Here is a 13,531-nt window from a genome sequence, read left to right as displayed (position 1 = left end):
GGCACCGCCGAAGGGGCTCGACGCGCCGCCGCAGGCGATCGCGGATGCCAAGGCCGCACCGCTGACGCGGATCAACCCTGCCAGCCCGCTCGAGCCGCCCAGCCGGGTGTACGACTTCCATCAGCAAGTGCAGAACGTGGTCGACGCCCACCGCGGCAACGTCGAGGTGGTCAAGGCCGACAACCAGGAACTGGTTCGCCCCCGGCACTGGGACTACGTCGACTACGACGACAACCACCGCCCGGTTCTGTACAACCCGCTCAGTGAGGCCGTGACCTTCCGCTACTTCTACGACGGCGCCTATCGGGAGGCGTTCGTGCCGGCCGGCGGCCGGATCGTGCTCGATGTCGCCACCGTTGGCCTGGTCCCGTTCACCGCGGTCGGCGACAGCCACGTGGCGTCGGGCAGCTTCTACGGCGGGGCCTCGATACCGCCGGCGGGTTCGGACGGCCCGCCGCCGCCGACCTACACCCCGCCGGCGCCCCCGGACGTCTACGAGCACGTCTCCGCCCTCGTCGCCGCCGACAACCAGACGGTCGAGGTCGGTCAGGTGGAGGTGGTCGGCCACGACGCCGGCCAACCGGCGGGCAGCCAGGACACCTTCCTGCTCAACGACTCCACCCTGGCCTGGGGGCAGGTCAACGATCCCACCAGCGCCACGCAGATCAGGGTCACCAGGACCCAATCGTTACCGGGGGCGGGGCCAACCGACAACGGCAGCTTCCTGGTGGCGCTGACCGCTCTCAGGGAACCCGCGCCGTCCACCGCCCCCTGGTGGCCCTCGGCGCTGGGCTACGCGGGGCTCACGATAGGGGCGGGCCTACTCGCCTGGACGATCAGTCGCCCGAGACGGCGCGCGGATCCGACCGCCGCCGACGCTAGGGGTGATTGACGCAGAACGCCACGCACATGGCGTCGACGGGAATGGACACCCACTGCGTCTGGCCGTCCGCCTGGCGCGCGCAGTAGATCGGGCCGGGGTTCCCCCACACTTTCGCGCCTTCCGGCGCGCATGGCTTGCCGAGATCGGTGTCGGCATGCGCCGGGCCGCTGCCGAGGAGAATCACGATCGGGGCGACGGCCGTCAATGTGGCCAAGCCGAAGAACCTCGGTGCTCTCATGATCCACGCCTTCCTCGACAACGTCCGCTACATCACCATCGAGCTTAACGGCTGAGCCCGGCGTCAGGGGTTCAGCATCCGCCAGAGGAACGAGTAGCTGAGCGCCGACTTGAACGCGACCTGCTCGTTGTCGGCCGCGCCGGCGTGCCCGCCCTCGATGTTCTCGTAGTACCAGACCTCTTGGCCGGCGGCCTGAAGGGCGGCCGTCATCTTGCGGGCGTGCCCCGGATGGACCCGGTCGTCGCGGGTGGACGTGGTCATCAGCACGGGCGGGTAGCGGCGGGTCGCCGAAACGTTCTGGTACGGCGAGTATTCGGAGATGAACGCCCAGTCGTCGGGGTTGTCCGGGTCGCCGTACTCGGCCATCCACGACGCCCCGGCCAACAGCAGGTGGTAGCGCTTCATGTCCAGCAGCGGCACGTCGCAGACCAGCGCGCCGAACTTTTCCGGGTACTGCGTGAGCATGATGCCGATCAGCAGCCCGCCGTTGCTGCCGCCGCGCGCGCCCAGCTGCTCGACTGTCGTGATGCCGCGGTCCACCAGATCGGTTGCCACCGCGGCGAAGTCCTCGGCGACCTTGTGCCGGCCCTCGCGCATCGCCTGGGTGTGCCACCCGGGCCCGTACTCGCCGCCGCCGCGGATGTTGGCCAGCACGTAGGTGCCGCCGCGCGCCAGCCACAGCCGGCCCAGCACGCCGCTGTAGGCCGGTGTGTTGGCGGTTTCGAATCCGCCGTAGCCGCTCAGCAGGGTGGGGCCCGGGCCGTCCGCGTCGCCGCGCCGCACGACGAAGTACGGGACCGCGGTGCCATCCGTCGATGCGACGAAATGCTGGTCCACCGAGAGCTTTTCGGAGTCGAAGAACCCCGGGGCGGATTTGATCGGCTCGAGCCGCGCACCTGTGGCGCCGCGCATCAGCCGCGAGGGTGTGACGAATCCGCTGGAATCGAGGAAGAACTCGTCGCCGGTGTCGTCGGCGGCGACGACGACGGTGTTGGTCGCGGCCGGGATGCCCGCGACGGGTTCGCGCCGCCACCGGCCCGGGGTGACGATCTCCACGCGGCTGGCCACGTCTGCCAGCGTGACGATCAACAGGCGGTCCTTCGTCCAGGCGTAGTGGTTCAGGGCCGTGTGCTCGTCGGGCTCGAAGACCACCGTCAATTCGGCTGTGCCGTCCAGGAATTCGTCGTAGCCGGCGGCCAGCAGCGAACCCGCCGGGTAGGTCGCGCTGCCGGTATACCAGTCGGTGCGCAGCTCGATGAGGATCCACTCGCGGTGAATCGACAGGGTCGCGTCGGTGGGCGCGTCGATGCGGATCAGCTCACGGCCGCGCAACTCGTAGAGTTCTTCGTTCCAGAAGTCGAGCGCTCGGCCCAGAAAGGTCCGTTCGAAGCCGGGCGTGCGGTCCGCCGACGCCGAGACGCTGACATCGGATCGGGCGCCCTCGAAGACGAGTTCGGCGTCGGTCAACGGGGTGCCCCGGCGCCATCGCTTGATCACGCGCGGGTAGCCGGAGTCGGTGAGGGAGCCGGCGCCGAAGTCGGTGCCGACCAGCACGGTGTCCGGATCGGCCCAGGCGACCTGCGACTTGGCCTCGGCCAAGAGGAACCCGTCGGCAACGAATTCGCGTGTGGCCATGTCGAATTCGCGCACGATGGATGCGTCCGAGCCCCCGCGGGAGAGGCGGATCAGGCCGCGGGTGTGGTCGGGTTCGATGACGCCGGCGCCCGCCCACACCCAGTTGGTGTCGTCGGTTCGACCCAGCTCGTCCACGTCGATCAGCACGTCCCACTCCGGGGAGTCGGTGCGGTAACTGTCCAGCGTGGTGCGCCGCCACAGGCCCCGCGGGTTGGCGGCATCGCGCCAGAAGTTGTAGAGGTGCTCGCCGCGGCGCACCGCATAGGGAATCCGCGCGTCGGTGTCGAGCACCTCGAGCGCCTCGGCGCGCATCCGCTCGAACTCGGCGCCGCCGAACTTCGCCAGGGTGGGTTCGTTGTGCGCCCGCACCCAGTCCAGCGCCTCGTCGGCGGTGATGTCCTCGAGCCACAGGTAGGGGTCTTCAGGCGTCATGGGAGCCATTCTGGCCCCGGCGGTAGTGTGAGGTGTATTACACGAGCAGAGAACGAGGAGACGGCAGATGACTGTTTTCGCACGTCCGGGGTCTGCCGGGGCGTTGATGTCGTACGAATCCCGGTACGGGAACTTCATCGGCGGCCAGTGGGTCGCGCCGGTGGGCGGCCGCTATTTCGAAAACCCGACGCCGGTGACCGGCCAGACGTTCTGCGAGGTACCCCGCTCCGACGAGGCCGACATCGACAAGGCGCTCGACGCCGCGCATGCGGCGGCTCCGGCGTGGGGCAAGACCGCGCCGGCCGAGCGGGCGGCCGTCCTGAACAAGATCGCCGACCGGATCGAGGAGAACAAGGCCGCGCTGGCGGTGGCAGAGGTCTGGGACAACGGCAAGCCGGTCCGCGAGGCGCTGGCCGCCGACATCCCGCTGGCCGCCGACCATTTCCGCTACTTCGCCGCGGCGATCCGCGCGCAGGAGGGTTCGCTGTCGCAGGTCGACGAGGACACCGTCGCGTATCACTTCCATGAGCCGCTCGGGGTGGTGGGACAGATCATCCCGTGGAACTTCCCCATCCTGATGGCCGCCTGGAAGATGGCGCCCGCGCTGGCGGCCGGCAACGCGGTGGTGCTCAAGCCCGCCGAGCAGACGCCGGCGTCGGTGCTCTACCTGATGTCGTTGATCGGCGATCTGGTGCCGGCCGGAGTTGTCAACGTCGTCAACGGGTTTGGCGCCGAGGCCGGCAAGCCGCTGGCGTCGAGCAACCGGATCGCCAAGATCGCGTTCACCGGGGAGACCACCACCGGGCGGCTCATCATGCAGTACGCCTCGCAGAACCTGATCCCGGTGACGCTGGAGCTCGGCGGCAAGAGCCCCAACGTCTTCTTCTCCGACGTGCTGGCCCGGGCCGACGACTTCCAGGACAAGGCGCTGGAGGGCTTCACCATGTTCGCCCTCAATCAGGGCGAGGTGTGCACCTGCCCGTCGCGCAGCCTGATCCAGGCCGACATCTACGACGAGTTCCTGGAGCTGGCCGCGATCCGCACCAAGGCGGTGCGGCAGGGCGACCCGCTGGACATCCAGACCATGCTGGGCTCGCAGGCCTCCAACGACCAGCTGGAAAAAATCTTGTCCTACATCGAAATCGGCAAGGGTGAGGGCGCCAAGATCATCACCGGCGGCGAGCGCGCCGAGCTGGGCGGCGAGCTGTCCGGCGGCTACTACATGCAGCCGACGATCTTCGCCGGCAACAACAAGATGCGGATCTTCCAGGAGGAGATCTTCGGGCCGGTGGTGGCGGTGACGTCGTTCTCCGACTACGACGACGCGATGTCGATCGCCAACGACACGCTCTACGGCCTGGGCGCGGGGGTGTGGAGCCGCGACGGCAACACCGCCTACCGGGCCGGGCGCGACATCCAGGCCGGCCGGGTGTGGGTCAACTGCTACCACGCCTATCCCGCGCACGCCGCGTTCGGTGGCTACAAGCAGTCCGGCATCGGCCGGGAGAACCACAAGATGATGCTCGACCACTATCAGCAGACCAAGAACCTGCTGGTGTCCTACTCCGAGAAGGCGCAGGGATTCTTCTGATGGTCCCGGGTGCCGTCATCACCCCCGCCGCCGCCGAACTGCTGGCGCGGCTGCAGGAGCGCCACGGGCCGGTGATGTTCCACCAGTCCGGCGGCTGCTGCGACGGTTCGTCGCCGATGTGCTACCCGCGCGGCGACTTCCTGGTCGGCGACCGCGACGTGTTGCTCGGCGTCCTCGACGTCGCGGACGGGGTGCCGGTGTGGATTTCCGGCCCGCAGTACGAGGTCTGGAAGCACACCCAGCTCGTCATCGACGTGGTGCCGGGCCGCGGCGGCGGGTTCAGCCTGGAGGCGCCCGAGGGCGTGCGGTTCCTCAGCCGCGGGCGCGTCTTCACCGACGACGAGAACGCCGCGCTGCGGGGCGCAGGGGTGATCACCGGGGCCGCCTACGAGCGTGGCGAGCGCCCGTCGGAGCACGGCCCGGTGGTGGCGCTCGGCGACGCGGCCGCGCCGGAAACGTGCGGGCCCGGCGGTCGATGACCGCGCTAACCTCGTCAGCGTGATCCCGCTTCCGCGTCCTTGGGTGCTGGCCAGCGCCATGCTGATCGGCTGCGCGGTCGGGATGTTGACCGGTGTCGCGCTCAGCGTCATGGTGCACGCCAGGGTGCGCCCGGACGTCGTCATCGCGCTGGTGCTCGGGATTCCCAGCGTGACCGGGCTGCTGACGATCCTGTTTTCCGGGCGGCGCTGGGTCACCATGGTGGGCGCGTTCGTCCTGTCGCTCGCGCCGGGCTGGTTCGGCGCCCTCCTCGCGCTGCAGGTGGCCGCCGGTGGCTGACGACGAGGACACCGGGACGCAGTCGTGGGTGCCGGACTTCGACGACGAGGACGACACCGGCTCACAGCCGGCGCCGGAGGAGCCCGAGCGGCCCGCCAAGCCCGAGGCGCCCGCGGCGGCCGAGACCGCGGAGGACGAAGCGGGCGGCGTGCCGGTGCAGCCGGTCACCGTTCCCGGTCGTTACCTGTACCTGAAGTGGTGGCAGCTGGTCCTGGTGCTGTTCGGCGTGTGGATGGTGTCCGCCGTGGTCGGGCTCGGGCTGTTCTACTGGTGGTATCACTCGATCGACAAGACGGACACGACGTTCGCGGTGCTGGTGTACGTGGTGGCGTGCGTCGTGGGCGGCGTGATGCTGGCGATGGCGCAGGGCAGGGCTCTGCTCTCGGCGCTGGCGCTCGCGGTGATGTCGGGCCCGTTCGCGTCCGTCGCGGCCGCCGCGCCCCTGTACGGCTACTACTTCTGCGAGCGCACGGGCCACTGCCTGATCGGCGTCATCCCGTATTAGCCCACTAGGGTAGGGCTCGTGACTCACTACGACGTCGTCGTCCTCGGGGCCGGTCCCGGGGGATATGTCGCGGCCATTCGCGCCGCGCAGCTGGGCCTGAACACCGCAATCGTCGAGTCGAAGTACTGGGGCGGGGTCTGCCTCAACGTCGGCTGCATTCCGTCCAAGGCGTTGCTGCGCAACGCCGAGCTGGTCCACATCTTCACCAAAGAGGCCAAGACCTTTGGGATGAGCGGCGACGCGACGTTCGATTACGGCATCGCCTTCGACCGCAGCCGCAAGGTGGCCGACGGCCGCGTCGCCGGCGTGCACTTCCTGATGAAGAAGAACAAGATCACCGAGATTCACGGGTACGGCCGGTTCACCGACCCCCACACCCTGTCGGTGGATCTCAACGACGGCGGCACCGAGAGCCTCACGTTCGACAACGTCATCATCGCCACCGGCAGCAGCACCCGGCTGGTCCCGGGCACGTCGCTGTCGGCCAACGTGGTGACCTACGAGGAACAGATCCTGTCCCGGGAGCTGCCGGAGTCAATCGTCATCGCCGGGGCCGGGGCGATCGGCATGGAGTTCGGCTACGTGCTGAAGAACTACGGGGTCGACGTGACCATCGTGGAGTTCTTGCCGCGCGCGCTGCCCAACGAGGACGCCGAGGTCTCCAAGGAGATCGAGAAGCAGTTCAAGAAGCTGGGCATCAAGATCCTCACCGGAACCAAGGTCGAGTCGATCAACGACAACGGCGCCGAGGTGACGGTGGCGGTCAGCAAGGACGGCAACGCCCAGGAGCTCAAGGCCGCGAAAGTGTTGCAGGCCATCGGTTTTGCGCCCAACGTCGAGGGCTACGGGCTGGAGGCGGCCGGGGTCGCGCTGACCGAGCGCAAGGCGATCGGCATCACCGACTACATGCGCACCAACGTCGACCACATCTACGCGATCGGCGACGTCACCGGGCGGCTGATGCTGGCCCACGTCGCCGAGGCGATGGGCGTCGTCGCGGCCGAAACCATCGCCGGCGCAGAGACTTTGGCCCTCGGCGACTACCGCATGCTGCCGCGCGCGACGTTCTGCCAGCCGCAGGTCGCCAGCTTCGGGCTCACCGAGGAGCAGGCCCGCGACGAGGGCTACGACGTCGTGGTGGCCAAGTTCCCGTTCACCGCCAACGGCAAGGCCCACGGCCTGGGCGACCCCAGCGGGTTCGTCAAGCTGGTGGCCGACGGCAAGTACGGCGAGCTGCTGGGCGGTCACCTGATCGGCCACGACGTGTCCGAGTTGCTGCCCGAGCTGACGCTGGCGCAGAAGTGGGACCTGACCGCCACCGAGCTGGCCCGCAACGTGCACACCCACCCGACCATGTCGGAGGCGCTGCAGGAATGCTTCCACGGCTTGACCGGCCACATGATCAACTTCTGAAGTCGATGATTCGCAGCGACACCGTAGTTGGCGTCATCGGCGGCGTTGCCACCGGTTATGTCCTGTGGCTGGCGGCCTTTTCGATCGCCGACGACAACGCGGCGGTGGGCCGGTGGGCCCCGACGGTGTTGCTGCTGTCGCTCGCGCTGGCGGTCTGCGCCACCCTGTGGGCGTCGCTGCAGCGCCGGCGCAAGAGGTACGCGTGGTCGGCGTTCGGTTTCGGCCTGCCCCTGCTGCCGGTGGCCCTGACGCTGGCCGTGCTGGCCGACGTCTACTTCTGACTCGGCCTGTCCAACGGGATGGCCAGCGCCGACATGGTCGCGGCCAGGCCGTCGTATTGGCTTGCCAGCAAGCAGAATTCGATGAGCTGGCGCCGATCCAGGTGTGTCGCCAGCTGCCGCCAGGTGTCGTCGGTGACGGTGCGCTGCGTGAGGAACTCGTCGGTGGCCGCCAGCAGCGCCTGCTGCCGCACGGTCAAGCGCGCCTCGACCCGCTCCAGCGTCTCGGGCCAGGCGAAGATCGCGGCCTGCAAATCGTCGTCCAGGCCCTGGTTTCGCGCCATCCCGCGATGGTGCTGCAACTCGTATTCGCAGCCGCGCACGTGCGCGACCCGCAGAATCACCAACTCGGTGTCGATCGCCGGCAGTCGGCCCCGCAGCAGCCGTCCGCTGTACATCGACCAGGTCCAGAACAGCACCTGGCGCTGGCCCAGGGTGGTGAACAGGTGCATCTCCGGAACCCGCATCCGGCGCGCGGCGGCCTTCGCCATCACCCAGTTGATCGGCCCCAGTTCCCGCAACCGGCCCGACGGGATGCGACCGTCCCGATCCGCGGTCACGGTTGCTTCACCAGGTACGGCGACACGGTGCTGCGGTGCTCGTCGAGATCCAGTGCGCGCCCCAGGGCCGGGAACGCCCGCTGCGGGCAGTTGTCGCGTTCGCAGACACGGCAACCGGCGCCGATCGGTGTGGCGATATCCCCGGACAAGTCGAGTCCTTCCGAGTAGACGAGCCGATGAGCGTGGCGGAGCTCGCAGCCCAGCCCGATCGCGAAGGTTTTACCGGGCTGACCATACCGCGCGGCGCGGCGCTCCACGGTGCGGGCCACCCACATGTAGTTGCGCCCGTCGGGCATCTGGGCGATCTGCACCAGGATCTTGCCCGGGTTGGCGAAGGTTTCGTAGACGTTCCACAGCGGGCACGTCCCGCCGCTGGAAGAGAAGTGAAAACCGGTGGCGGACTGGCGCTTTGACATGTTGCCGGCACGGTCCACCCGGACGAACGAGAACGGCACCCCGCGCATCGACGGCCGCTGCAACGTCGAAAGCCGATGTGCGATGGTCTCGTAGCTCACCGAGTAGAACGACGACAACCGCTCGACGTCGTAGCGGAAATTCTCGGCCACGTCGTGGAACTGGCGGTAGGGCAGCACCGCGGCCGCGGCGAAGTAGTTGGCCAGGCCCAGCCGGGCCAGCGTGTGCGACTCCTCGCTGGTGAACTTGCCCTCGGCGACCAGGCTGTCGATCAGGTCGCCGAACTCCAGGTAGGCCAGTTCGGCGGCCAGCTTGAACACCTGCTGACCCGAGGAGAGGTGATTGCTGATCTCCAGCGCCTTGCTGTTGGGGTCGAAGCGGTGCAGGACGGTGTCCCCCAAATCGATGCGCCGGGTGATGTGCACCCCGTGCACCTCGGTGAGCCGGCGGGTCAATTCGCGGGCGAGGTCGCCGTGGTGCAATCGCATCTTGATGGTGAGATCCTCGGCGGCGGTGTCCAGCTCGTGCAGGTAGTTCTGGCGTTGGTAGAAGTAGTCGCGCACCTCCTCGTGCGGCATGGTGATCGACCCGGTGCCGCTGCCGTCGGAGTACCGCTCCTCGGTGGCGGCGGCCAGCTGCGCGGTGGTGATCCGGTAGCGCCGGTGCAGGTTGACCACGGCGCGGGCCAGGACGGGATGAGCGCTGACCATCTCGGCCACTTCGGTGGGTTCGACGTCGATGTCCAGGTCGCGGTCCATGGTCACCTCGCGCAGCTCGGCGACCAGCCGGGTGTCGTCCTGGGAGGCGAAGAAGGTCGCGTCCACCCCGAACACCTCGGTGATGCGGAGCAGCACGGCCACCGTCAGGGGGCGAACGTCGTGCTCGATCTGGTTGAGGTAGCTGGGCGAGATCTCCAGCATCTGGGCCAGCGCCGCCTGGGAAAACCCGCGCTCGTTGCGGAGCTGGCGAACGCGGGAGCCGACGAAGGTTTTGGCCACCCAAGGAGGGTACCGGGCGCTGCGAAGTCATGGTTCGCAGAGTTGGCATCCCGGCGCGATCCGGTCGCGATTGGTGTTCGCAAGACGCGTTTTGGCATCATTCGCGGCGGGGGCCGGGGTTAACCTGGGATACCGACACGGAGGGAACGGGGAGACAAGCCGTGAGCCTGGACAAGACAATGATGCCGGTGCCCGACGGCCATCCCGATGTATTCGGTCGCGAATGGCCGCTGCGGGTGGGCGACATCGACCGCACCGGCCGGCTGCGGCTGGACGGCGCCTGCCGACACATCCAGGACATCGGCCAGGACCAGCTGCGCGAGATGGGCTTCGAGGAGACCCATCCGCTGTGGATCGTCCGGCGCACCATGGTCGACCTGATCCGCCCGATCGAGTTCCAGGACATGCTGCGGTGTCGGCGCTGGTGCTCGGGCACCTCGAACCGGTGGTGCGAGATGCGGGTTCGCATCGACGGCCGCAAGGGCGGCCTCATCGAATCCGAGGCGTTCTGGATCAACATCAACCGGGAAACCCAGATGCCGTCGCGCATCGCGGATGACTTCCTGGCGGGCCTGCACAAGACCACGTCCGTGGAGCGATTGCGGTGGAAGGGCTACCTGAAGCCCGGCAGCCGCGACGACGCCACCGAGATCCACGAGTTCCCGGTCCGGGTGACCGACATCGACCTGTTCGACCACATGAACAACTCGGTGTATTGGAGCGTGATCGAGGACTACCTGGCCTCGCACCCCGACCTGCTGCGGTGGCCGCTGCGCACCACGATCGAGCACGAGGCGCCGGTCGCGCTGGGGGACAAGCTGGAGATCATCTCGCACATCCACCCGGCCGGCTCGACGGATCAGTTCGGTCCCAACCTGGTCGACCGGCCTGTTACAACGCTCACATATGCCGTCGGCGACGAGACGAAAGCCGTCGCCGCGATCTTCGCTCTGTAGCGCAGCGGCAGTCCCGCCAATTTTCGGTCTGACCTGCGTAAACCCGGTTACTGACCGGTAGCTTCTGAAACGGTTAAGTTCATGTTCATCTTTGCAGGATTTGCAAAATCGTGCGGAGTCGTTGCCGAAATTGGCAAATGAAACGGCTGGACCTGCAGGAACAAGCTGTGCCATCTTCGAGTTAGCACGCCAGTGAAGTTGAGCCCCTAGCTACCGCCCGACAGCGGGTGGCGTGGACGTTTAGCGATTAGCAAAGAACCGTTAAGGAGTAAGCCCAATGTCTGTCGTTGGCACCCCCAAGAGCGCCGAGCAGATCCAGCACGACTGGGACACCAACCCGCGGTGGAAGGGCGTCACGCGCACCTACACCGCCGAGGACGTCGTCGCGCTGCAAGGCACCGTCGTCGAGGAAAACACCCTGGCCCGTCGCGGCGCGGAGGTGTTGTGGGAAGAGCTGCACGACCTGGAGTGGGTCAACGCGCTGGGTGCGCTGACCGGCAACCAGGCCGTCCAGCAGGTGCGCGCCGGCCTGAAGGCCATCTACCTGTCCGGGTGGCAGGTAGCCGGTGACGCCAACCTGTCCGGCCACACCTACCCCGACCAGAGCCTGTACCCGGCCAACTCGGTGCCGCAGGTGGTCCGCCGGATCAACAACGCGCTGCTGCGCGCCGACCAGATCGCCAAGGTCGAGGGCGACCGGTCGGTGGAGAACTGGCTGGCGCCGATCGTCGCCGACGGCGAGGCCGGCTTCGGCGGCGCGCTCAACGTCTTCGAACTGCAGAAGGCCATGATCGCCGCCGGTGTCGCGGGTTCGCACTGGGAAGACCAGCTGGCCTCGGAGAAGAAGTGCGGTCACCTGGGCGGCAAGGTGCTGATCCCGACCCAGCAGCACATCCGCACGCTCACCTCGGCCCGTCTGGCCGCCGACGTCTGCGGCGTCCCGACCGTGGTGATCGCTCGCACCGACGCCGAGGCCGCCACGCTCATCACGTCCGACGTCGACGAGCGCGACCAGCCCTTCATCACCGGCGAGCGCACCCGCGAAGGTTTCTACCGGACCAAGAACGGCATCGAGCCCTGCATCGCGCGGGCCAAGGCCTACGCCCCGTTCGCCGACCTGATCTGGATGGAGACCGGCACCCCCGACCTCGAGCTGGCGCGCACGTTCTCCGAGTCGGTCAAGGCGGAGTACCCGGACCAGATGCTGGCGTACAACTGCTCGCCGTCGTTCAACTGGCGCAAGCACCTGGACGACGGAACCATCGCCAAGTTCCAAAAGGAGCTTGCCGCAATGGGATTCAAGTTCCAGTTCATCACGCTGGCCGGCTTCCACGCGCTGAACTACTCGATGTTCGACCTGGCCTACGGCTACGCCCGCAACCAGATGAGCGCCTACGTCGAGTTGCAGGAGCGCGAGTTCGCCGCCGAGGAGCGTGGCTACACCGCGACCAAGCACCAGCGCGAGGTCGGCGCCGGTTACTTCGACCGGATCGCCACCACGGTCGACCCCACCTCGTCGACCACCGCGCTGACCGGTTCGACCGAAGAGGGTCAGTTCCACTGAGTTAGTCTGCCGACCAGACGCAGAGTCGCACTCCTGCAGCCCAGTTGATGCGATTCTGCGTCTGCTCGCGCATATAAGGAGGAGCAATGGCAGCGATCCAGCGGGTGGGCGTTGTCGGGGCCGGGCAGATGGGCTCGGGCATCGCCGAGGTCGCCGTCCGCGCCGGCGTCGACGTGACCGTGTTCGAGACCACCGAGCCGCTGATCACGGCGGGACGCAACCGCATCGTGAAGTCGCTGGAGCGCGGCGTCAGCGCCGGAAAGGTGACCGAGCGGGAGCGTGACCGCGCCCTGAGCAAGCTCACCTTCACCACGGACATGAAGGACCTGGCCGACCGGCAGCTGGTGATCGAGGCCATCATCGAGGACGACGCGGTCAAGGCGCAGGTGTTCGCCGACCTGGACCGGGTGGTCACCGATCCGGACGCGGTCCTGGCGTCCAACACCTCGAGCATCCCCATCATGAAGATCGCCGCGGCCACCAAGAACCCGCAGCGCGTGCTGGGCCTGCACTTCTTCAACCCGGTCCCGGTGCTGCCGCTGGTCGAGTTGGTGTGCACGCTGGTCACCGACGAAGCCGCGGCCGCGCGCACCGAGGAGTTCGCCGGCGCGGTGCTGGGCAAGCAGGTGGTGCGCTGCTCCGACCGGTCCGGTTTCGTGGTGAACGCGCTGCTGGTGCCCTATCTGCTGTCGGCGATCCGGATGGTGGAGGCCGGCTTTGCCAGCGTCGAAGACGTCGACAAGGCCGTGGTCGCCGGGCTGTCGCACCCGATGGGGCCGCTGCGGCTGTCCGACCTCGTGGGCCTGGACACGCTCAAGCTGATCGCGGACAAAATGTTCGAGGAATTCAAAGAACCGCAATACGGCCCGCCGCCGTTGCTGCTGCGTATGGTCGAGGCGGGCCGGCTGGGCAAAAAATCGGGCCAGGGATTTTACGCGTACTAAATTCTAAATTCACGGGCCCAAGTAGCAGGCGTTGCACTGATCCGATATTATCCTCGCGTTCAACAAACGAGAGGGATCGGGCACCCATGACCGCGTTGAGGCCGTATTACGAAGAATCGCAATCAATCTATGACGTTTCAGACGAGTTCTTCGCGCTATTCCTAGACCCGACGATGGGGTACACCTGCGCTTATTTCGAGCGCGACGATATGACCCTCGAGGAGGCGCAGAACGCCAAGTTTGACCTGGCGCTGGGCAAGCTGAACCTCGAGCCCGGCATGACGTTGCTCGACATCGGTTGCGGTTGGGGCGGGGCGCTGCAACGGGCGATCGAGAAGTTCGA

At 67.5% G+C, this 13,531-nt stretch carries 15 protein-coding genes; 11 read left to right on the top strand and 4 right to left on the bottom strand.

Translation table 11 applies throughout. From position 1 onward, the window contains the following. Nucleotides 1-892, top strand: an 892-nt coding sequence (locus A5787_RS27585) for a hypothetical protein (RefSeq protein ID WP_066960566.1), incomplete at its 5' end; no start/stop codon positions are given. Here the strand turns inward: A5787_RS27585 and A5787_RS01465 are convergent. Together A5787_RS01465 and A5787_RS01460 are read right to left on the bottom strand one after the other, a co-directional pair. Further along, nucleotides 879-1,121, bottom strand: coding sequence for a hypothetical protein (locus A5787_RS01465; RefSeq protein ID WP_066960564.1), 243 nt, complete (start codon nt 1,119-1,121; stop codon nt 879-881). The genes A5787_RS27585 and A5787_RS01465 overlap by 14 nt on opposite strands. A 63-nt stretch (nt 1,122-1,184) precedes the next feature. Further along, the gene (locus tag A5787_RS01460) at nt 1,185-3,197 is read right to left on the bottom strand and encodes a prolyl oligopeptidase family protein (RefSeq protein WP_066960561.1); all 2,013 of its coding nucleotides are present in this window, start codon (nt 3,195-3,197) and stop codon (nt 1,185-1,187) included. Nucleotides 3,198-3,255: 58 nt separating this feature from the next. On the opposite strand from A5787_RS01460, the gene A5787_RS01455 reads away from it, so the two are divergent. Genes A5787_RS01455 through A5787_RS01430 form a run of 6 tightly spaced genes read left to right on the top strand, consistent with a single transcriptional unit; the run spans nt 3,256 to nt 7,755 of the window. Further along, nucleotides 3,256-4,779, top strand: a complete 1,524-nt coding sequence (locus A5787_RS01455; protein ID WP_066960558.1) for an aldehyde dehydrogenase family protein — start codon at nt 3,256-3,258, stop codon at nt 4,777-4,779. After that, nucleotides 4,779-5,258, top strand: a complete 480-nt coding sequence (locus A5787_RS01450) for a DUF779 domain-containing protein (protein WP_066960557.1) — start codon at nt 4,779-4,781, stop codon at nt 5,256-5,258. Before A5787_RS01455 ends, A5787_RS01450 begins: the two co-directional genes overlap by 1 nt. A 19-nt stretch (nt 5,259-5,277) precedes the next feature. Then, nucleotides 5,278-5,556, top strand: a complete 279-nt coding sequence (locus A5787_RS01445) for a putative holin (RefSeq protein WP_066960555.1) — start codon at nt 5,278-5,280, stop codon at nt 5,554-5,556. Continuing rightward, nucleotides 5,549-6,061: a hypothetical protein gene (locus A5787_RS01440; protein ID WP_066960554.1), complete on the top strand. Its 513-nt coding sequence runs from the start codon at nt 5,549-5,551 to the stop codon at nt 6,059-6,061. The genes A5787_RS01445 and A5787_RS01440 overlap by 8 nt, the downstream gene beginning before the upstream one ends. Nucleotides 6,062-6,079: 18 nt before the next feature. Then, nucleotides 6,080-7,474 (top strand): dihydrolipoyl dehydrogenase, encoded by a 1,395-nt coding sequence (gene lpdA, locus A5787_RS01435; RefSeq protein WP_066960552.1) that lies wholly within the window; start codon nt 6,080-6,082, stop codon nt 7,472-7,474. A 5-nt stretch (nt 7,475-7,479) separates the two neighbouring features. Then, nucleotides 7,480-7,755 (top strand): hypothetical protein, encoded by a 276-nt coding sequence (locus A5787_RS01430; protein WP_066960550.1) that lies wholly within the window; start codon nt 7,480-7,482, stop codon nt 7,753-7,755. On the opposite strand, the gene A5787_RS01425 is transcribed toward A5787_RS01430, so the two are convergent. Together A5787_RS01425 and ramB are read right to left on the bottom strand one after the other, a co-directional pair. Beyond that, nucleotides 7,746-8,243, bottom strand: a complete 498-nt coding sequence (locus tag A5787_RS01425; RefSeq protein ID WP_156763711.1) for a carboxymuconolactone decarboxylase family protein — start codon at nt 8,241-8,243, stop codon at nt 7,746-7,748. The genes A5787_RS01430 and A5787_RS01425 overlap by 10 nt on opposite strands. 65 nt (nt 8,244-8,308) lie before the next feature. Continuing rightward, a complete protein-coding gene (gene ramB / locus A5787_RS01420; protein ID WP_066960548.1) occupies nt 8,309-9,724 on the bottom strand; it encodes an acetate metabolism transcriptional regulator RamB in 1,416 nt (471 codons plus the stop codon). Nucleotides 9,725-9,885: 161 nt separating this feature from the next. On the opposite strand from ramB, the gene A5787_RS01415 reads away from it, so the two are divergent. The 4 genes from A5787_RS01415 to A5787_RS01400 form a co-directional block, all read left to right on the top strand. Beyond that, nucleotides 9,886-10,680, top strand: coding sequence for an acyl-[acyl-carrier-protein] thioesterase (locus A5787_RS01415; protein ID WP_066960547.1), 795 nt, complete (start codon nt 9,886-9,888; stop codon nt 10,678-10,680). 277 nt (nt 10,681-10,957) lie between these two features. Beyond that, nucleotides 10,958-12,244 (top strand): isocitrate lyase, encoded by a 1,287-nt coding sequence (gene aceA, locus A5787_RS01410; RefSeq protein ID WP_066960542.1) that lies wholly within the window; start codon nt 10,958-10,960, stop codon nt 12,242-12,244. Nucleotides 12,245-12,330: 86 nt separating this feature from the next. Continuing rightward, a complete protein-coding gene (locus A5787_RS01405) occupies nt 12,331-13,188 on the top strand; it encodes a 3-hydroxybutyryl-CoA dehydrogenase (RefSeq protein WP_066917690.1) in 858 nt (285 codons plus the stop codon). Between the two features lie 86 nt (nt 13,189-13,274). Beyond that, nucleotides 13,275-13,531: class I SAM-dependent methyltransferase (locus tag A5787_RS01400; protein ID WP_197506936.1), on the top strand; the 257-nt coding region annotated here is incomplete at its 3' end.

This window comes from Mycobacterium sp. 852002-50816_SCH5313054-b (genome assembly GCF_001667185.1).
Lineage (GTDB): Bacteria > Actinomycetota > Actinomycetes > Mycobacteriales > Mycobacteriaceae > Mycobacterium.
The sequence above is the reverse complement of the archived record's forward strand: the minus strand, read 5'-3'. Positions and strand labels throughout refer to the sequence as shown.

Coding starts and splice junctions, on each gene's coding strand:
- A5787_RS01465 (WP_066960564.1), bottom strand. CDS start 1,121: ATGAGAGCACCGAGGTTCTTCGGCTTGGCCACATTGACGGCCGTCGCC.
- A5787_RS01405 (WP_066917690.1), top strand. CDS start 12,331: ATGGCAGCGATCCAGCGGGTGGGCGTTGTCGGGGCCGGGCAGATGGGC.
- A5787_RS01450 (WP_066960557.1), top strand. CDS start 4,779: ATGGTCCCGGGTGCCGTCATCACCCCCGCCGCCGCCGAACTGCTGGCG.
- A5787_RS01460 (WP_066960561.1), bottom strand. CDS start 3,197: ATGGCTCCCATGACGCCTGAAGACCCCTACCTGTGGCTCGAGGACATC.
- A5787_RS01425 (WP_156763711.1), bottom strand. CDS start 8,243: ATGGCGAAGGCCGCCGCGCGCCGGATGCGGGTTCCGGAGATGCACCTG.
- A5787_RS01430 (WP_066960550.1), top strand. CDS start 7,480: ATGATTCGCAGCGACACCGTAGTTGGCGTCATCGGCGGCGTTGCCACC.
- aceA (WP_066960542.1), top strand. CDS start 10,958: ATGTCTGTCGTTGGCACCCCCAAGAGCGCCGAGCAGATCCAGCACGAC.
- A5787_RS01455 (WP_066960558.1), top strand. CDS start 3,256: ATGACTGTTTTCGCACGTCCGGGGTCTGCCGGGGCGTTGATGTCGTAC.